General features: G+C 44.7%; 14 protein-coding genes. 4 read left to right on the top strand and 10 right to left on the bottom strand.

Annotated features, from left to right (window positions below):
- Positions 1-129: 129 nt before the first annotated feature.
- Positions 130-711, top strand: a complete 582-nt coding sequence (locus MKX40_RS13670; RefSeq protein WP_339242329.1) for a LysE family transporter — start codon at positions 130-132, stop codon at positions 709-711.
- A gap of 51 nt (positions 712-762) precedes the next feature.
- Here the strand turns inward: MKX40_RS13670 and MKX40_RS13665 are convergent, their stop codons facing one another.
- Positions 763-1740, bottom strand: coding sequence for an MBL fold metallo-hydrolase (locus tag MKX40_RS13665; protein ID WP_339242326.1), 978 nt, complete (start codon positions 1738-1740; stop codon positions 763-765).
- Positions 1741-1942: 202 nt separating this feature from the next.
- Between MKX40_RS13665 and MKX40_RS13660 the strand changes: the two genes are divergently transcribed.
- Positions 1943-2920, top strand: coding sequence for an alpha/beta hydrolase (locus tag MKX40_RS13660; RefSeq protein WP_339242325.1), 978 nt, complete (start codon positions 1943-1945; stop codon positions 2918-2920).
- Between the two features lie 86 nt (positions 2921-3006).
- On the opposite strand, the gene MKX40_RS13655 is transcribed toward MKX40_RS13660, so the two are convergent.
- The 3 genes from MKX40_RS13655 to MKX40_RS13645 all read right to left on the bottom strand — a co-directional run bounded on the left by MKX40_RS13655 (position 3007) and on the right by MKX40_RS13645 (position 6097).
- Entirely contained in the window at positions 3007-3654 is a 648-nt protein-coding gene (locus tag MKX40_RS13655; protein ID WP_339242322.1) for a hypothetical protein, read from the bottom strand.
- 305 nt (positions 3655-3959) lie between these two features.
- The gene (locus MKX40_RS13650; RefSeq protein WP_339243053.1) at positions 3960-5441 is read right to left on the bottom strand and encodes a DHA2 family efflux MFS transporter permease subunit; all 1482 of its coding nucleotides are present in this window, start codon (positions 5439-5441) and stop codon (positions 3960-3962) included.
- 68 nt (positions 5442-5509) lie between these two features.
- Positions 5510-6097 (bottom strand): TetR/AcrR family transcriptional regulator, encoded by a 588-nt coding sequence (locus tag MKX40_RS13645; RefSeq protein WP_339242321.1) that lies wholly within the window; start codon positions 6095-6097, stop codon positions 5510-5512.
- Positions 6098-6361: 264 nt separating this feature from the next.
- Between MKX40_RS13645 and MKX40_RS13640 the strand changes: the two genes are divergently transcribed.
- Positions 6362-8173 carry a collagen-like triple helix repeat-containing protein gene (locus MKX40_RS13640; RefSeq protein WP_339242319.1) on the top strand — a complete coding sequence of 604 codons (1812 nt, stop codon included), beginning with the start codon at positions 6362-6364 and terminating at the stop codon, positions 8171-8173.
- A gap of 478 nt (positions 8174-8651) precedes the next feature.
- Here MKX40_RS13640 and MKX40_RS13635 read toward each other — a convergent pair whose 3' ends face one another.
- The gene (locus MKX40_RS13635) at positions 8652-11891 is read right to left on the bottom strand and encodes a cytochrome P450 (RefSeq protein WP_339242317.1); all 3240 of its coding nucleotides are present in this window, start codon (positions 11889-11891) and stop codon (positions 8652-8654) included.
- 307 nt (positions 11892-12198) lie between these two features.
- Positions 12199-13128: an NAD(P)/FAD-dependent oxidoreductase gene (locus MKX40_RS13630; RefSeq protein ID WP_339242315.1), complete on the bottom strand. Its 930-nt coding sequence runs from the start codon at positions 13126-13128 to the stop codon at positions 12199-12201.
- 455 nt (positions 13129-13583) lie between these two features.
- On the opposite strand from MKX40_RS13630, the gene cyoE reads away from it, so the two are divergent.
- Positions 13584-14513: a heme o synthase gene (gene cyoE, locus MKX40_RS13625; RefSeq protein ID WP_253434982.1), complete on the top strand. Its 930-nt coding sequence runs from the start codon at positions 13584-13586 to the stop codon at positions 14511-14513.
- A gap of 109 nt (positions 14514-14622) precedes the next feature.
- Here cyoE and MKX40_RS13620 read toward each other — a convergent pair whose 3' ends face one another.
- From MKX40_RS13620 to MKX40_RS13605, 4 genes are all read right to left on the bottom strand, one after another.
- On the bottom strand, positions 14623-16392 hold the full coding sequence (locus tag MKX40_RS13620; RefSeq protein WP_339242311.1) for an ABC transporter ATP-binding protein: 1770 nt from the start codon (positions 16390-16392) through the stop codon (positions 14623-14625).
- The gene (locus MKX40_RS13615) at positions 16389-18134 is read right to left on the bottom strand and encodes an ABC transporter ATP-binding protein (protein WP_339242310.1); all 1746 of its coding nucleotides are present in this window, start codon (positions 18132-18134) and stop codon (positions 16389-16391) included. The genes MKX40_RS13620 and MKX40_RS13615 overlap by 4 nt, the downstream gene beginning before the upstream one ends.
- Positions 18135-18271: 137 nt before the next feature.
- Positions 18272-19003: a Stf0 family sulfotransferase gene (locus MKX40_RS13610; RefSeq protein WP_339242308.1), complete on the bottom strand. Its 732-nt coding sequence runs from the start codon at positions 19001-19003 to the stop codon at positions 18272-18274.
- A 444-nt stretch (positions 19004-19447) separates the two neighbouring features.
- On the bottom strand, positions 19448-20683 hold the full coding sequence (locus MKX40_RS13605; RefSeq protein ID WP_339242305.1) for an MFS transporter: 1236 nt from the start codon (positions 20681-20683) through the stop codon (positions 19448-19450).
- Between the last annotated feature and the right edge of the window lie 23 nt (positions 20684-20706).

Genomic DNA, 20706 nt, shown 5'->3' with positions numbered 1-20706 from the left:
ATCCATCCTCCTTCATATATAAACTAGTTGTGCTTTATAACGTACGTATTGTACAATGATAAAGAACATACGTTATAGCGCACGTTTTAGTTTATTATATCACACAACTTGAGAAGACATGGAGGACACATGAACATCATACCTTTGGTGACATACGCAATCATCGCATCATTTACACCGGGCCCCAACAATATCATTTCCATGACGCATGCAAGAAATAAGGGTTTCCGCAAGACCCTACCGTTTATTAGTGGAGTTGCAGCCGGTTGCTTGCTTATTATGTTTTTGTCCAGCTATTTCAACCTTATTCTGCATCAATATATCCCCAAGATCACACCCGTTTTGAACCTGTTGGGATGTGTGTACATGCTTTACCTGGCAATCAAAATTATGCGAAGCAAACCTGCAGATACGGAAGAAAACACAGTGAATCATTATTCATTTCTATTTGGGTTCACCCTGCAATTCATTAATCCCAAAGTCATTCTGTATGGACTTACGGCCATATCTGTTTTTGTTCTGCCTCTTGGGCAATCCCATGTTCAACTTATCGCATTTTCCTTGCTGCTCACCTTCATCGGGATTAGCGCCAATATGACCTGGGCTTTTGGTGGACTATTATTCCAGAGCTTTCTATTGCGATATGAACGTCCAGTTAATATCGTGATGGGTATAATGTTAATCTACAGTGCCCTATCGATCCTGATGTAAAATGCAACAGAAAAAGCGTCCACTCATTGAATGAGCTGAACGCTTTTAATTTCAACCGAGTTCCGGTCTCCACCATGGATGTGTAGGGTAGTGATCCGTATGAAGTACAACCTTCTCGCCAATTTTAGGTGTTGCAATCTTAACATTCATAGAATGTGCTGCCTTGGTGATCCGTTCGACCGGTTCATTCCAGGCATGATAAGCTAGCGTAAATGCGGCCCAATGAATCGGGATAAGCAACTGGCCACCTACATCCAAATGCGCTTGCACCGTCTCTTCCGGCATCATGTGAATGTTGGACCACCGTTCGTCATATTGCCCGCATTCCATCAAAGTCAGATCAAATGGACCGTATTTACTGCCAATTTCCTTGAAGTGAGGACCGTATCCGCTGTCACCACTAAAGAACACTTTTGTATGTTGTCCAGCGATGACCCACGAACACCATAACGTCGAATTGCGGTCGAATAATCCTCTGCCTGAAAAATGTCGTGCTGGCGTACAAGCAAATGTCAGACCTTTGAACGATAACTCATCCCACCAGTTATGCTCGGTAATCTGCTCCAAAGGCACTCCCAGTTGAATCAGTCGACGACGTACGCCAAGCGGCACGATAAATCGTTTTGTTTTATCCTTCAATCTGCGAATGGAATCATAGTCCAGATGATCATAATGGTCATGCGATATAATGATTGCATCCAGAGCCGGGAAATCCTCCGGTTGAATCGGTAGATTCGTGCTGTAACGTTTGGTACCCACCCATGATACGGGGGATGGACGATTGCCCAGCATCGGATCAAAGAGTAACCTGTGACCCTCGATTTCAAGCAAAAACGCCGAGTGGCCAAACCATGTAACCTGCGGATGATCGGATGCACTGAATGACTCTGCAGGTTCACACATCACTATCGGCATCGTACCTGATGGCCTCCGCTCAACATCTCCACGCATGGAATCTCTCAATATACTGACCAAGGACTTGAAGTTCATGCCAGCTGATGTCGGAAGCTGATTTTCGTATTTTGTCATTGTTCATACCTTCTGTTCTATATAATCAATCTATGATTAAACATTTAGATAACATATATTCATATCGTAGCTATATATTAATTCATTGGCTGGTGATATTCAATTTTCGGTTAATTAAGATAGAATTAAGACACGGTTTTCTCTCGTATAAGATTGGGCATATATAATTGAGAAAATACATCGAGAGAGTGTGTGAGAAACCATGAAGAAATGGCGTAAAAGATTAGTCAAGTTTTTGATATTCGACCTGGCGGTGCTTCTGTTGCTTCTCGGTACAGGGGTAATCTACCAACAAATAGGTGCAAGACAAGATGCAAAAATACTTGTGCCCCCTGGAGAGTTGTACAAAGTACATGGTGAAAATATGCATCTATATACGGGTGGAAAAGGCGATGTAACCGTAGTGCTCGCCTCCGGCTGGGGTACCGCTAATCCCTATGTAGATTATTATCCATTATATGAAAAGCTCGCTCCCAACACAAAATTCGCTGTATATGATCGATTTGGCTATGGATACAGTGATCAGACCGATAAGAAACGTGATGTTGATACCATAGCTGAAGAATTACACGAGTTGTTGCAGGTATCTGGACAGAAGCCACCTTATGTATTAGTTGGACATTCGCTCGGCTCGCTGGAGACCATCCGCTTCGCACAAAAATACCCGGATCTCGTTAAGGGTATCGTCATGATTGATGGTGGAAGCCCTGAATATTATTCGAAGGACGATGACTCTTTGGCAGACACAATTGGTGGTTTTGCTAATAAATTACGTATCCAAACCGGACTATTCCGCCTCTCCATGCAATCTGACTTGGTTGTCGAAACATCCAATGCCAACCGTAATGAACTGAAACTTGTACCTGAAGATTTAAAAAAATTGGATACAACTGCCCTACTACACAACTATGGTAATGAAAACACGTTGGATGAATTGCGTGAAATAGCTGAAAATGGAAAAGTGGTCGTGGATCACAAGCAACCATTTCCGTTTCCACTCACCATACTGACGGCTGACTACTTTGGTGCAAGTGAGCCCGAATGGGATAAAACACAAGCAGAATTCAAATCTTGGTCAGATGAATCGAAACAGGTAACCGTTAAAGATACCGACCATTACATCCATCAATATCATCCTGACCTCGTTGCCGATGAAATATTGGCTATGGTGAAGAAGTAACTTACAATCTGCCAAAGTAATGCAAGGCTATAGTAAAAAAAAGAAACCCCAAAGATTATCCATATCTCTGGGGTTTTAAGTATGATTTATTGTGCTATCGCCAGTCTTGGCCGTTGAGACCGGAAATCGTTGAAGGCTTGCTGGATCTCTGAAGAAGTAAGCTGGTGACGAATGAAATACTGCGCCATTGCCTCCATTTCGATTCGATCCCCATTGTAGATCTGTTCAATCTTTTGAATGACCTGCTCATACAGGCTCTCGCGTCTGGCTCTTACAGGCTCACACAACCAAAAGTCTGTTCTTTTCACATTTCCGATTTCCGTCCAAAGTAAATTTTCGTATCGGATAACATCCCAATCCCAATATCCCGCTTGAATCTGCTGAAGCTCTGTCGAGAACATATCATATATCAAGCTTGGAGGAATATGTCCATACGCCGCACGGTATTGTTTCAGATTACATGCGTCAATCCACTCTGTCAGGATGTACTCCCCTGGTGAATACGCATACAATTTAGGTGCATAAGGGTTATTTTGCAATGACCTAATTGCTTCACTTTCCATCTCCCCATCCAATCTTGCTCGTGAAGCGTATACCTTGAGACAATAGTCTTGCAATCTATATACAACCGAGCTATTACTAATAAGCGAAGCCTGTAGTGTGAGATGGCCATTTTTTTCGTAGTGTAACAGCATCTTTTCGATCGTGTTATCGATGGGATGAATGATTATCATAATGAGGTCTCCTTGCATAAAGATAAAAGATATAAATCGTTTTCGATTAATTAAAATTGCACGAATATATTCTATATTACCCTGTTATATTAGTATGAACATATACAATCTTGCAGGAACATGAAGTATTTGCTCTGAAATTCAATGTTTTGTGCTGCCGAAGACTGGCTATACACTTACTCTAATGGCTGAAACCCGTTTCACGTCAACACAAATTATTGAACTAATAAATTTCACCTAATAAAAGAGCGATGCATCCTTATGGTTAAGGAACGCATCGCTCTTGATATTGCATAGGTATAATATTAATGCATTGGACCTTGTTGCTCTGGTGTAGATCCAACCTTGACTCGTTTCACGAAGAGTGAAGTGATCAAACCGATTATCGCCAGAACCAAAGCAAAGACGAAAGCGTTTTGTACTCCTGATGTGAAACCTGCCAGTTGATTCTCCGGGGTTTCCGGATTCGCCACACTACTTAGAAAGCTGGATTGCCCTGCACTCAATATACTTACCGCCACCGCAGTACCGATTGCTCCGGATACCTGCTGTAATGTATTCATGATTGCAGTACCGTGTGGATAATACTCACGAGGCAACTGGTTCAAACCATTGGTCTGTGCAGGCATCATAATCATCGAAATGCCGACCATCATGAACACATGCAACGTAATAATCGTACCAAGGGAAGTCGTCGCTTCAATACCTGTGTATAAGAACAGAACTATTGCCACGACAGTCATTCCAATAATCACAAGCCATTTCGGTCCAAACTTATCAAACAAACGTCCCATGACTGGTGATAAAAATCCATTCAACAAGCTGCCTGGTAATAGTACCAATCCAGCAGTCAACGCTGTCACAGCCATTCCCTGCTGAAGATACATAGGCAGGATTAACATGGAAGACAGAATCATCATCATACAGATGAAGACAAGAATCAAACCAATCGTAAACATTGGGTACTTGAAGGCACGCAAGTCCATCATAGGCTGTTTCATTCTCAACTGACGGATGCTGAACAGTAACAAGGACAGCACACCAACAACCAATGTGGATACAACGATCGGACTTGTCCAGCCCCCACCGGTATCCCCATGTCCACCTGCGCTACTGAAGCCGTATACGATACCACCAAAACCTAGAGTAGAAAGGATAATGGATAGTACATCGATTTTGGGCTTGGTCAATTTCGAAATATTCGGCAAGAACAGCAAGCCGCATACCAGTGAGATAATGAAGAACGGCAGCGAAATCCAGAAGATCCAGTGCCAGCTCAGATTAGCCAGGATCAGACCGGAGATACTTGGCCCGCTTGCTGGCGCAAACATGATAACCAAACCGATTAATCCCATGGCAGCACCACGTTTTTCAATCGGGAAAATAACCAATATCGTGTTAAACATCAGCGGCAGCAACAGTGCTGTACCTACAGCCTGTAGTACCCGTGCCACCAACAAAATTTCGAAGCTAGGTGCAAGCGCAGCAACAAATGTGCCTGCAATGGAGAAAATCAGGGACGTTGTGAATAGCTGTCTGGTTGTAAACCATTGCAACAGCATACCGGATACCGGCACCAGGATTCCCAACACAAGCAAGTAACCTGTGGTTAACCATTGAATCGTTGTAGGTCCTACTTCAAGCAGACCCATAAGTGGCGTCAAAGCCACGTTTAATGCCGTTTCCCCAAACAGACCAATAAAGCCGCTCAGCAGCATTGCGAACAAAATCGGAAATACCTTGTATTGCTTCGTTTCTTGTTGATTCTGTGCAGAATCAGCCTTCATGGAAACCTCCACGATCCCATCCTCCTCAAACGTATCGAACTTTCTTTTTCTCTGGCTCTTGCTATAACTCATTGAACCTGTTTGGCGTTCTTCGTCACAACCGACAAATACTCAGCAGCCGTCAGCAGAGGCTGTTTATCCTGATTGGTCAGGCTGATAATCAGTGCTCCCTCCATCAAAGAAATGATCAGAAGTGCAGTCTCCCGCGCCTTCTCTTCACCAACGCCATCCAGAATCAGATGTTTCTTAATGATATCCTGCCAATCTGCAAATACACCCTGACATGCAATACGCAACTGCTGACTAATACACGATGTCTCCACAGCTGCCCAGAAGCTAAATGGCAGAAATCCGGTAAACCCGGCTGCTTCTGTTTCATGAGCCAAATCATGAATAAATCTCTGAATGGCGTCCCCTGTATTATCATGGGCTGCAAATGTTTTCTCAAATGTCTGCAGGATCTGTTCATTGGCTTTTTGAATACACTCGTGCGCAAGCTCTTCCTTGCCATGAGGGAAATAATGATACAACGACCCTTTTGGCGTATTACTCTCTTTGATGATCTGATTCAGACCGGTCGCATGATATCCTTGTGAAAAAAACAGTCTCGCTGCTGTGCTGACAATGGACTCCCTAGCATTAGACTTTTCACTCAACGAAAGCCACTTCCTTCAAATAATTATAACAATCGGTCTATATAATTAAACCCGCTTAAATAGGCACTGTCAATCCTTTTTATTTCAAATTTTAGATGTAAGCATTTTCATATGGATTCATCACGCCATCTTTATTTTTTTATTGTTACCTTTCTTACATTTGTTTCTCAGAAAGTAGGGCACATTTCTCTAATCCAGAATAAACATACATCAGTGTGAGTGAATTACACATAATCACGATTTCTGAGAAAAGGAGTGAGAAACTTGGCAATCCTGCTAACTGGCCCTATTGATAATAGTCCAGTAAATGGCGTACGACCCACCCAGACGGTTTCAATTAAAATTGAAAATCAGAGTGCTGTAAACGCCGCGACTATACTCATACAGGGATATTCATTAATTACAACCAGAGCTTTATATGTGAGTGAGCAATTCACCATTTTACCTGGCGCAGTAGCTACACGTAGTTATTTTGCCGATATCAACAGCTTTGAATTCGTTATTACAGATACAGGCGCAACCCCTGAGGACATTTTAGTTTCTGTTTGGGGGAAAAACAGTGCCGGCTCTTTAGTTGCTGCTCATCGACTTGTTTATTCCGAATTATTTGGCAGTGAGAATTTTAATGGAGCTACCGGGGCTACCGGTACAACAGGCGCTACAGGAACTACGGGACTTACAGGACCTACTGGACCTACAGGAAATACAGGTGCTACTGGCGCAACGGGGCTCACTGGTGCCATCGGCACGACTGGAGCTACGGGTGCATCAGGATCTACAGGACCTACTGGTGTCTCTGGAGCCACAGGATCTACTGGGGCAACGGGCATCACAGGCGCTACTGGTATTTCTGGAGTTACAGGTATTTCTGGTTCAACAGGTGTTACAGGGGTGACGGGCGCCACTGGGGATACAGGAGCGACAGGTCTCACGGGTGCGGTCGGTATTACGGGGGCCACCGGCATTACTGGGGCATCAGGTCCTACGGGAGCTACAGGTATTTCCGGTTCAACAGGTGTTACAGGGGTGACGGGTGCCACTGGGGATACAGGTCCGACAGGTGTTACAGGATCAACAGGCGCTACTGGGGATACAGGTCCGACGGGCGTCACGGGTGCAACGGGTGATACTGGTCCATCAGGCGGTCCAGAAGGCCCTACGGGTGCAACGGGTAATACAGGTGCAACAGGTGCCATCGGAGTTACTGGTTCTACGGGGATTACAGGAGCTACTGGAGCCACCGGAGCTACTGGAGCCACTGGAGCCACCGGGGCCACCGGAGCTACTGGAGCCACCGGAGCCACTGGTGCCACTGGTGCCACTGGTGCCACTGGAGCTACGGGAGCTACGGGAGCTACGGGTACTGTACTGCCCGATCCCTTTAACGTATATGTTTTACAAGGCGCGGTGGGTGGAAATGGAACACAAGCTAGTCCCTTTGGAACGATTCAACAAGGTGTAACCGCGGTATCTCCAACGGGAACCGTTCATATTCTTGGTGGCACATACCCTATTACTGCAAATATTACTATTAATAAAGCAGGAGTAACTTTGATGGGCTATCCTAGTACAATTATCCTGTTACAAGCTGCTGTTATCCCTTTCACCATCATTGGAAGCGGAGTAACTGTAGACGGATTAACGATCACCAGTGACAATCCTTATGCTGTTGAGTTTATTCAATTAGGCGGAACCAACCACACCGTAAAAAACAATACCATATTCGGTCCTCCGCAAGCAGGTCCCTCTTCAGGTTGGGTTGTGAATCGGGGCCTCGTCACCCAGATTGGAAATATGACCGGATTAATTGTACGCAATAATATTTTTTATTCCTTGCGTCAACCAGCATACTTTAACCCTAACACGACTGGAGAAATCATCAGTAATGTAGTTTATAATACCAGAGGATTTGTGAATGATCAGGCCGTTATGGTTTTCTCGGGAAATTCATGGGGCAGTCCAGTCAATGCGGTGGATATAGCACTGCTCGCAGGTACAATAACAGGGCCTCCTTTCGATCCGCTTACCGATCTGAGTGCCAATAATAGCTCTGCAACAATTCAGGATTCCAGATAAGAATCATTTCTCGCTCTTACAAAGTGCCTAATCTAAAAAACAGCCGCCGATTTGGATGTGAAAGTCCAGATCGAACGGCTGTTTTTTGGATTAACAGCAATGTTCCATTACTACTTTAATAGTTAACATAACCTGCGTATGTCACGGTCCATGTGTAACCTGTTTGACCATCAACTGATTTTAGTGTGAGTTGTCCCCAGTATGGATCAACATTATAACTTGCTGTCATTGGAATATCACCAAGCGTTGGAAATGATTGAAGTTGAAGGTACACTGGCTGCAAAAGATGTGGAGCCAAGACTGAAACATGCAACGACGGTTAATAGACCAATCATAAGTTTCTTTTTCATCTTCATCTTCCTTTCGTATTTAAGTACATTTTCATCATATATGATATTAGTCTATCAAAATGTAATATTTGTAATATAGTGAAAATATTTGATTTATTTTGTGTGAACTACTCTTTCATTTTTAAGTTTTAATAGATACATTCAGAGGTTTCAACCGTTCGTATATTACCTGCCCACACGTCCTGCAAATAACGTCCTTCAGCCTGAAGCTGAATGAGCCATTCTTTCGCTTGCTGCCTCGTTGCTCCCTGCACCTCCTGATACGCCTGCTGCAAAGCCTCTTTCACCGCAGGAGCCATCTGGCTTCCATCTCCACATACGTAGATTCTTCCATTGTTCATGAGCATATGAAGCAACTGCTCGAAATCCTCTTTCATCAGATCCTGTACATACGTTTTGGGCTTGCCTTCCGCACGAGAAAAAGCAATGTGTAACTTAACAATGCCTTCTCGTTCGTATTGTTCTAACTCCTGACGATAGATGAAATCTGAATCATCCCTGCACCCAAAGAACAAATGCGCCGCACTCAGCGGCAAACCTCTCTGTTTCATGACAGCTCTTGCCTGGAGGAACCCTCTGAACGGTGCAACCCCCGTTCCCGGTCCCACCATGATCATGGGAACATCGGCCTCTTCCGATAGAACAAATTCGGATTCCGGCGTCCGTACAAACATCAGTATACGTTCTCCGGATTGGCAACTGGCGAGGTATGATGAGGCAACGCCAAGGTATTCGCCCCTGCCACTCCACGCAGGCTCTCTTACTACCGATACGGTTATGCTTGCTTGCTCCGAATTCAGTCGTGGTGAGCTGGATATTGAATAATATCTGGGTTTAAGCGGCGGTAATAGTTCAATACACTTTTCAAAAGGCAACTCACACGCCTCATATTTTTCTAACAGGTCCAACATGGTGATTCGATGGGCAAGAATATAATCCCTATAGCCGTTCTCGTCCAACATGCCTTCCAGTTCACGCTTATGAGGGGGGCATACCGTATGATTAGCCAACTCCTGCAACTGTGTTCTGGTAGCAGGTGTTTGCAGTTCCACACATTGAGTGAGCAACTCTTGTACCTTGACGGGACGGTTAAGGGGAAGATGTGTAAGGTGTTTCGTGTCCGAAGTTAATTGTACATGGACATCTCCACTTAACCCGAACCGACTCAGAACCCGGTCCACATTCTGCGACTGATTGTTAGGCAACACGCCTAGATGATCGCCTTCTCTATAGGTCATACCTTTAGGAAGCAACACCTCAATGTGACGTGTGCTTCTCCCACTTCCCATCTCCTGAAGTTCTTTATTAACTAATACCGTGGCATAGCTGGCATCATATGTTTGTGCAAGCGGCATCTCAGCTTCCTGATGGACAAACTCCATTTGAATTCCCCTTGTGCTTGGCCGGGTTGGCTTCACTACTTCCGCGTTGATTCCCAGAGCGTTCAACACCTGCGGCCACAACATATGCTGCCATGCCTCGACTTGTTTCTCGATATCACCTCCGGCATCGGCTTCACCGCGGGATAACAATCGATTGCCACCTAAATTTTCAAGTTTCTCATCCATTAATCGCGGAATACTCTGGTATGTTCCCGACCAGCTTCGATCTCCACAGCCCAAAATTGCATAGTTCACATCCCGTGCATCCTCTGACTCCGCTTCCTTCAACCAGTCTACAAATGCTGTAGCATTTTGTGGTGGTTTACCATTATACGAAGCAGTGACGATGAGAACCACCCCCTGACGGGGTAAACGGCCCATCCATTCATTCAGAGTTGCAGCTTCACTTGGGATGCCATACGAACGACCTTTCTCCACAAGTTCCCTGGCAATGCCTTCTGCCGTTCCCAGATTGGAACCATACAACACCAGGAGTGATGGATCACCATCTGCTTCAACGAACACATTTTCTCCCATCTGACGGTTGCTTGCTACATTTTTATGAACAACATCAGGTTTCTCTTTTGCATATACAGTTGCCTTATTCATCGGCTGCGTAGCCGCGCGCGCTTTCACCTGGATTCGGAAGTCTCCCGGCTTCAACGTCAGCGTCTGTTTAACATCCAATTCATAATTGCTATAATCGATCAGCTCAAAATGTTTGAGGAGCATGCCAAGCACAAGAGCTGCTTCATATAAAGCAAACTGCATGCCAATACATGCTCTCTCCCCATTACCAAAAGGTTTATACGCATGATGAGGCACTTTCGTCGTATCTTCGAATCGCTCTGGACGGAACAGCTCCGCATCCTCTCCCCAAGCCTCTCTGTCACGGTGAAGCTGGGGCAGAAGAATGCTACAACTCTCCCCTTTCTTCAAGGGATATTTGCCACCTATGACGGTGTCTTCTTTGGCATATACATCAAAACCCGGGGCTGTTGGCCATAGACGTAGCGATTCACTTAGAATCATGCGAATATAGGCAAGCTGAAGAATTTCCTCGTACTGTGGTGAGTCACTGACCAAAATCTGATCTACCTCGTCGTACGCCTTTTGAAGGGATTCAGGATTGTTCAATAAGAAATACAGGGCAAAAGATAACAAACCACTGGTTGTTTCATGTCCGGCAATCAGAAACGTAATAATCTGATAACGGATATTCTCATCATCCAGCATTTCTCCAGTCCCTGGATCTTTGCCATTCAACATACGAGCGAGCAAGTCAACCTCTTCAGATGCTGAACTCGCTTTACGTTCCTCTATAATTTGATCTACCAGAGAGAACATCGTCTGAATATCGTCCTGGAACTGTCGTTTGGTTTTGACCATCAGCAGATTCTGAATTTTCAAACGCGAGCTTTTCTGCATCGCTTCATTTAGCGCTCTGACCATGCTCTCAATAAAAGGACTGTGATCCTGTCTGTAAAAGCTGTTAAACCGATAATTGAATCCACATAGTCCAATGGTATCCAACGTAAGACGTGTCATATCGTCTGCAACATCAATCGTATCGTTGGAATTGAGGCGTGCCCACTTGTTGATTAACTGTTCGGCAATATCCACCATCATGGGATGATAACCTTTCATGGCCTGCTTGCTGAAAGTCGGAAGCAGAATGTTATGGGCCTTTTTCCAGTTGGGCTCTGATGTTCTACTAGTGAATAAACCATCGCCTCCAAAAGCACGGACGTTTTCGAGTTCATTGTATACAAACTTGTCAAAACGGGACACATCACATAACTCAGCAACAAGATCTGGCCCAGATACGATTAAACCGGAATAACCGGGCACGGTAAGTCGATATATCGGTCCATACTGTTCAGCCAGTGCACCTAGCGACAACGTTGGTTTATTTTTATCAATCAAAGGCAGATTTCCAAGCGGTCCATACATTTTAGGCTGTGGTATGTGAGTTGTATTATTCATGATGATCACCTCTTATCTGTACGTCATGGAGCAAGGTATTCGCTAACCAAGGGATGGCTGCTCTGTTTTCATTCATGTATGACCTCTCCTTTGCTTATAATTGATAGTGATATCTATCATTTAATAATATGATAAATCAATTTAAACTTGATATCAAATTTTCTTCCGGTTGCTCCCTCTCTTTGGAATCGTTCAACGTTAAGGCTGAAAACAACAAGTAGAGGATTGCATATGCAATCCCCTACTGTGTGAACTTGTGACGCTATCGCTATGGTTCTATTGGTTCTATAACACTGATTCATATAATCTAATGCTGACTTGGCTCATCCCACTTCTCAAAATTCAATTCAGTATTAATACTTACTGCAGACAATGCTCCCAGGGACGCAGCCGTAATGGCCTGATACAACTCAGAGGCTGCATCACCTGCACTGTACACACCCGCTATGGATGTTTTGCCCGAAGCATCAACGATAACTGTTCCTGATTCTGAAATATCACAACCGATGGCCTTCGGCAGTTCTGATCCGGTGAACAGTTTGGGTTGGAAGAAAACTCCCGTGCATGGAATCGCTGTACCGTCATTCAGTACAACTTGCTTTACCATTCCTTTTTCAGAGTCAATGGATTTAACTGGTGCATCGAATACAGTAACATGATGCTGTTTCAGCTCTTCACGCTCCTCATCGGTCAAGGAATCTGATCCATTCGTACAGATTGTATAACGATCTGTCCAGCCGGATATGACTTTTGCCATATGTAATGCCTTATCTCCACTAACGATGATGACCAACGACTGGTCTCTTAGCTCCCATCCGTCACAATATGGACACACAAACGCACTTTTGCCATAAACCTCTGTTAATCCGTTAATATCCAGAGGCAGATCTTTCTTACCTACTGCAAACAAAATCTTTTTCGTGCGATAGCTTGTCCCCTGTGTAGTCTGGATTACAAAATCACCATCACTACCTGTAACTGCTACTGCCGTATCCGATGCAAATTGAACTGAAGGGTATGCTGCAATCTGCTCTTTTGCCGCTTTGCGAAATTCACGAGGACTGGCCCCATCTCTCGTCACAAACCCATGCGTCTCCTTTGTAACCCAGTTTCGCGGTGTCTCATCGTCGATGACTACGACGTTCTTGCGGGCTCTGCCGAGTACAAGGGCTGCATTAAGCCCCGCTGGTCCTCCACCAATAATAAGTACATCCAAGAGTTGATTCGTATTACTCATATTATTCACCCTTTCCAGACATTTAATATCTCTAATTGACTTCTAAAAATAACCTCCGCTTTCTCTTAAGAAAAATCATTCGGAGATTTACGTAAAATCATTTAAAATAAAACCATTAAAGATATCTTATATCTACAATATACAAATCTCAGACATTTTGCAACCTATATCTTGGTTTACATTCTTCAATCCACCCTATGTGAGTTGAACAAAAGAACATTTACAATTACACTACTAATGATAGAACAAACTTCACATCACTGTTATCCACGGATTTTCTGCTTCTCTCCTGTAACACAGAAATAATTATTTAACAATTAAAAAAAACCTTGTTTTTAAATTGTTCACAATCAAATGACATTATTTTAAATACTAAAACGTTAATTAAATCACATAGTGTATTGAATGGTATAATAGCGACATAATATATAAGTATAGATATAGGAAGTGAGTTCTTGAAAACATTGAACAATGGTTCACAGACCAATATCAGCCTGGAGTATAGCTCGATTCCGAAAGTATTCTTCGATACGATCAAAATCGGAATCATCAAGTCCAACCTGATCGCCATGTTTGCGGGTTTAAGTTTGGCTTTATATGTATTTGATGCTTCAATCTTAGCTAATATTGTACCAATTATTCTTTCTTTTATCGGGTCTTCCCTTATTATTGGGGCTGCAGGGGTGTTTAACAACTTGTATGATCGCGATATTGACGCGATTATGGAGCGCACGAAGACACGTCCTACCGTTACGGGACGCGTAGATACCAAGTCGGGGTTAATTCTCGGTATTGCAATCACCATCATCGGGGGCATCATGTTGTACATCGCTTCCCCATCTGCTGCCGTATTCGGTATTTTGGGACTGTTGCTTTACGTGTTCCCATACACGATGTGGACCAAACGTACAACGATCTACAACACGGAAGTGGGAAGTCTTTCAGGGGCTGTGCCTCCGCTTATCGGTTGGGCAGCCATTTCACCGGAACTGGGTCATTTTGAGATCTGGGCATTGGTCGTAACGATGCTCCTATGGCAAATGCCTCACTTCTATGGCATTGCAATTCGTCGTTTTGACGAATACAAAGCTGCTGGTGTTCCCATGTTGCCTGTCGTTAAAGGTATTAGACGGACATACATTCAGACGAATGTATATCTGGTACTCTTGCTGATATCCAGCTTTTTATTCTGGCCGATGAGTCCTTTTGTCGCTATTGTGGCATTTCTGGTTACCTTGGCCTGGCTCATTCTCAGTGTGGCTACCTTTGATCGGAAAGAAACGGAGAAATGGTCCAAACGGATGTTTATCTTCTCCATTAACCATATCACTATTATCTTCCTGGTCATCATTGCGTATTCCTTGATTGCTCAAATGATGAGATAAAACCGTTACACTCGTTATAACGAAAAAGCCTTACAGACTATACTCTTTCAAGGAGTAAACGTCTGTAAGGCTTTTTTGGTTTTTATTGGCTTTTCTAATTTATTCAAAGCTATCCTACTTTAGCGGGAGTTTGTTCGCCTTGCCACAGCAGTTGCATCTCTTCATTGGTAGCAAGCAATTCAGCCAAGCTTCCCTCCGCTTCAATGCGTCCATCTTTCATCACGATAATATGATCTGCTTTGGAGAGCGCTGCCCTGCGGTGAGAAACCGCGATGCAGGTGACATCCGGCTCTTGGAACAACCCTTCCCATACTTGTTGTTCGGTCTCCACATCCAGTGCACTGGACAGATCGTCAAAGATAAATAAATCCGCCTCCGTCATTAACATGCGCCCTGTAGCCGCCCGTTGAATCTGCCCGCCTGACAGCATCACCCCTCTTGGACCAACCGGGGTCTCAAGCCCCTGATCCAGATGGTTGATATCCTTCTCCATCACAGCCAGACGAATGGCTTTCTCCAGCGCTTGCTCCATGTTACCTTGTTTACCCTGGACGATATTTTCTTTCAACGTATCACTGAACAGTCTTGGCACTTGTGGGGTATACGCTGCTCTAGGCGGCATCAGGAACGTGGCTGGATCAACAGCTGCTCCATTCCAGTGAATGTCCCCTTTTTGCTTGGGTAACAGTCCAAGAAGTGTGCGTACGAGCGTTGATTTACCTGACCCGATCCGTCCCGTAATGACCAGAAATTGTCCGCGTTGCAGACGGAAACTGATCTCTTCTATGCCATTTGCAGAATTCGGGTATTGATATGTCAGATTCTTCACCTCAAGCGATTGCAATTTCTCCTTGGGATCTCTCTGTTCACTTACAAGCTCTGGCGGATCTTCATACAGGTAGATTTCTCTCGAATCCATGATCTGGTCTTCTTCCCCTGGGCGAAATAGCTTGCGCATACGATCATAGGATACCTTAAGCCTTTTGTGCTGAAACACCATATAACCAAACAGTGAAATGCTAAATCCGATATTAGCCAGATAACTGGTGAATAAGGCAAAATCACCTACGGTAAAGTTCCCTGCTTTCATCTCAGCTGCACACATCAGTAGAATCAGCCCGGTGCAGATACTGAGCACATGCTGATTCATTGATCTCATCCACTGTTTGAACAGATTGTCCCGGAGTGCAGCCTGACGACGATCCTCATTCAACTGGTCAAAACGTGAAGAGACGTTCTCTTCCGCCTGACCCAGTTTCAGGGCTTGCACAGCTCCAAACGTTTCCGCAATAAAACTGGTAATTCGCCCAGTCGCTTCGCGGTTAACCTGTGCATATTTCCGGGCCCGATTCCCCGACAGGTTATTAAGTAAGGTCACGACCACCAATGGCAGCACGGCAACCAATGTGATCTGCCAATTAATGTTCGCCATAATGACGATGGACACAACAGCAAATACAAGTCGTCCCCAGAAGTCCACCCATGATTCTACATACTCGACGACTTCATCCACATCATCCCGAAAGCGACTCATCGCCTCCCCTGGTGAAGCCGGAAGATTACGGCCCGGCCAGCGCATGATCGCTGCGAGCATGTTGGTTCGCAAAATCGCCTGAACATGATACAGATACGTAACCCATGCATAGAAGGCTACAAAGAATGTGCCCACCCGAGCCATTCGGACCAAAGCAATAAAGATAAGCGGCACAGCAAGCCACATATAGTCATTTGACCCCACTGTTGTGCGATCAAAAAACCACTGCATCCCAATACCAATGGCTAACGGCAAGGAATGAAATATACACCATAACAATCCGTTGATTACAAATAACAATGGCCTGAATCGAAACAAACGGCCTATAAATCCTGCTACAGTCATGCCAATTCCTCCTCTCGGCCTGTAATGAGCAGTCTGGCATAATGAGATGCCGGGTTACTGGCAAGTTCTTCTCTCGCTCCAAATTCCAGTACCTTGCCATCCCCCAGCACCATAATCCGGTCAACTTTCTCCAGTGTAGCCAGTCGGTGAGCAATGATGACTCCTGTGGATTGTTTCATTAACTGGTCAATTGCAGATTGCAGCATGCCTTCAGTCGCAGCATCCAGACGTGACGAAGGCTCATCCAGAATGACCAGACTTGGTTCGGTCAGGAATACGCGGGTCAGGGCAAATAACTGTGCTTCCCCTGCCGATAACGAAGCTCCACCTGCTGCCAGATAGGTATCGAGTCCTTCTGGTTGTGAATTAATCCATTGGCTAAGCCCAAGGCGATCCGTCGTTTCCCTGATCATATGATCCGATACATCCCCATTGAACAAGGTCAGATTGTCACGCAGCGTGCCATCAAACAACTGCACATCCTGGGTCACCATACCCACCCGGCGATAGAGCGCTTGTAATGAAAGCTTCGTGATATCCGTTCCACCTACACGGATCGTTCCCCGATCCAGATTGTACAATCGGAGAAGAACACGACTAAGACTCGATTTGCCGCTTCCTGTGCGACCGATGATTCCCAGACGTTCTCCAGGTTTAATGGCAAAATTAATGTCCTGCAATACCGGTTTATCCCGGTTATAGCTGAAATGTACCTGATTGAATTCCAATCCAAGCGGTCCTTCAGGCAATTGATCCTCTGTCCCCTCTTCAATCACACTCTGCATGGATAGTAGCTCTCTGGAGCGCAGCATACCTGATTTTGCTTTTTGGAACTCCTGCACCTGATCTCCAAGCATCTCAATCGGATCATTCAGCATCTGCGTATATTGGTAGATCAGAAATAATGTTCCGATACTAATGAGACCTTCCATATAGTAATGCACACCCAACAATAACACCGCAGTGACCGCCAGAGCGAACAGAACTACTGTGGTATTCCATGGAATAACCCGAAGTAGCCAGGCTTTTCTCCCCTTACGGAATACTGTGCGCATCGTGCGGTAAAAGCGGTTCATCACATAGGGCACATGGCCATTCGCTTGCACATCTTCAATCCCGGCAATACGTTCTTCAATTAATCCGAACAGAGCGGCACTTGCCGCCCGTTCATTTTTGGAAGAGTCCACGCCCAGATTTCGGATGAAGACCATGAACAGGATCGATAACAATGTGAACACGGTCATGACCATAGCAATAGGCACATTGACGCTGAACATGAACCCGAGAATTCCGGCCAGCAGTACAAAACTCCCGATCACTTGCACGATAAACATTGCGAAAAAATTGGAGATACTCGTTACGTCACCATCCACACGTTCAATCATCTCACCAGGTGTTTTCACATTATGAAAACGCATATCAAGACGCAGACAGTGCTTCAGCAGATCTCCACGAAGTTGATTCGTAGCCCGCCAGGCCACATCATTTCCCAGATAACTGACCGCTACCGTGATGAGTTGATTAAACACGGCCACAACCAGAAATATTCCTGCAAGCTGAATGAGATTGGTGAGCACTCCACCATTTGCCGCTGTATCGATAAATCGTTTGATAATCTGTGGATTCAATAGCTGAAGCCCCGTTGATGTCAGCAACATGATTAAAAGTAAGGCCAGCCGTCCTTTGACTGGTTTTAAATAGCGCAGCAGCCAAGACATGGAGCGTTTCTCTGTTTTGCGCATAACCCCTCACTCCTTCGAATAACAATTCTTTTCCGTTCTAATGATTCAAACCATCTTTGTTCCTCACTAAGATGAATCATACATAATGACACTAAATGCAACATTTCCGACCCGTGGATGTATTTTTCCATGTGTGTTTACCATCTTACATTCTCCCATCCTCTCTGGCACTCTTCCCGAAATCGTTGGACCCATTGTTCAGAGATCTCATCTGCAATCGGGTCAAAGGAGGGGGCTGATACCGTAATACCGTCCGTTTGAACACCCAAAAACGCTAACACATCCATGACGGTCCCCTCATAATCTTGTATAAAATCCTCATATACAATTGTCAGCGGTTCAATGCCTGATTCGGACAGAAAATCTTCGATTGCAGCTTCGCACATGTTACTCTCAACAAGCAAATGTTTAATCGCATCAAAGTTGTATTGATCTGCAATATCTTGTATGTGAGGGCGATCTCCATGCTTGCGATGCCACTCCCCCGAAACAATGGCTCTCCACCACGACACTGCCAATCTGACTTTGTTGCGACGTGTCATGTATATATGCTTGTTACAATTCGGAAACCCCGTACTCCATACCTCAGCTCGTGATAACACTGGTGGCAGATGATAGAGACTACGGAATGCATCAATCCATCGTTGTTCAAAATTAATCTTTATGCCAAACACGCCGTTTGACGTTGTCCCTTGGCTCCAAATCTGCTCCAGATCTTCAATCTTCAAATTTTCTGGACTTTTAAACTGATAATGCAGCCATTCGTTCGGATAACCGGCCACACCTGTAGAACTTAAAGCGTCACCCAACAGAGTACTGCCCGTGCGTTGGGAGAACCAAATGGTATAACTTTGCGCAGGTTGCTTCATAGGGTTACCTCTCTTTCTTCCTTTAAGGGTATGTTCATTGCCAAAAAGAAAAACAAATGCTCCTTTCCATGTGAACGGATTGGTGGAATGCATGCAAAAAAGCCATAGATGAACTAAAGTTCATCTACAGCTTATAACCGAAGGAATCCGGATGAAATGCAAGCATTTCCCGAATCTCCTCTGCATCGCAATAATGATGAGCGTCCACGACAGGGGTGCACAAACATGACTGTCCCAACGCGATCATTGCAAAAAAAATCGGATTAATGTCACTATGCTTATGCGTATTCAATTATTGATTCGAAATCTGTATAGGCATAAACATAATCATCATCCCACCCGTTTCACATATTTGTTGTTTATTGTATTCGCTGGTTTAACATCCGTCAAGATAATTTTAACTGAATTGTTATTTAATTCATGTCATTAATCTTTCAATTCCTGCTACATACCCAATGATGTGGACTCCGTTTGCTTCTCTCTAACAACAAGGCGTCTATGTGCGATCAGAAGAAAAGGCACTCCCAGTGCTGTTGTCAGTGCAATTGGTACAAAGACAGCCAGCCCATTCTCCGCTCCAAATTGACTTAATAACACCCCTCCCATTACAGGAGCAATGACACTACCAATATTATTGAAGCCGATGGTCCCGAAATACGTTCCCTTCCATTCCGGCTTCGCAATCCGGTCGATGAGCATATCCATCATCGTGAACAATAATACTTCCCCAATGGTAAATAGTATGACACTCATCATCATCATGAGTACACCTTCAGCGATTCCAACCATCATCAGACTGGTTGCAACCAGCAGATTACCCACAATCAGAGGAACAAGCGGTGGAAAGTTTCGGAATGTTCGCACAAGCGGATACTGAATAATCAATACCGTCACGGCATTCAGGGAAAGCATGTACGAGAACATCTGGCTTCCATTTTCAAAGATCGGGCTCCTCGCCAAGTACTGTGCCAATGTAGAACTGAAGTGTCCGTAACCCAGAACACAAAATGTGGTACCGATCAATACTGGCAGAAACACCCGGTCGCGACCAGTGGTCATGAGTGCTTCACGCAAACGTGGTGCGGTTGCCTGATGACGCTCTGGCAAATTGGCATGCTGTAGCTTGAATTGCAGAAACAGTACAAGTCCATAGGCTATGTATACCAAGCCGGAAATCACAAATGGAAATGTCGATTCAGACGATCCCAGTTGAAATCCGATAATTGGCCCAAAGACCACGCCGAGATTAATCGCAGCATATCTGAGGTTGAACACCAGCAATTTGTTCTGCGGAGAAGTAATATCCGATAACAGGGCTCTGGAGGTAGGCTCGAATACTGCACGGCATAATCCGTTTAACGTATTGGCAACAAAGAACACCCATAGATGCTCTGCTGCTGAAAAAATGAAAAACACACCTGCCCAGCTAAATACCGAGATTAACATCACGATTTTGCGACCAATCCGGTCCGAAATATAACCGCCATAAAAGCTGACCATTACACCTGCCAGCGAGCTAACGGCCACAGTAATACCGGTCTGGGTCGGTGTAGCCTCTAGTACACGTGTCAGATAAATGGATAGAAACGGGATACTCATTGACGTGACAAGACGTCCAAACATGGTTCCGATAATGATGGTCCATGCCAAGGGGTGAATTTGCCTTAAATATTGCTTCATGCGAACTTCTCCTATTCATTCTA

The organism is Paenibacillus sp. FSL R5-0517 (assembly GCF_037974355.1).
Lineage (GTDB): Bacteria > Bacillota > Bacilli > Paenibacillales > Paenibacillaceae > Paenibacillus.
Note: the sequence above shows the minus strand (reverse complement) of the source record. Positions and strands in the feature narration are given on the sequence as shown.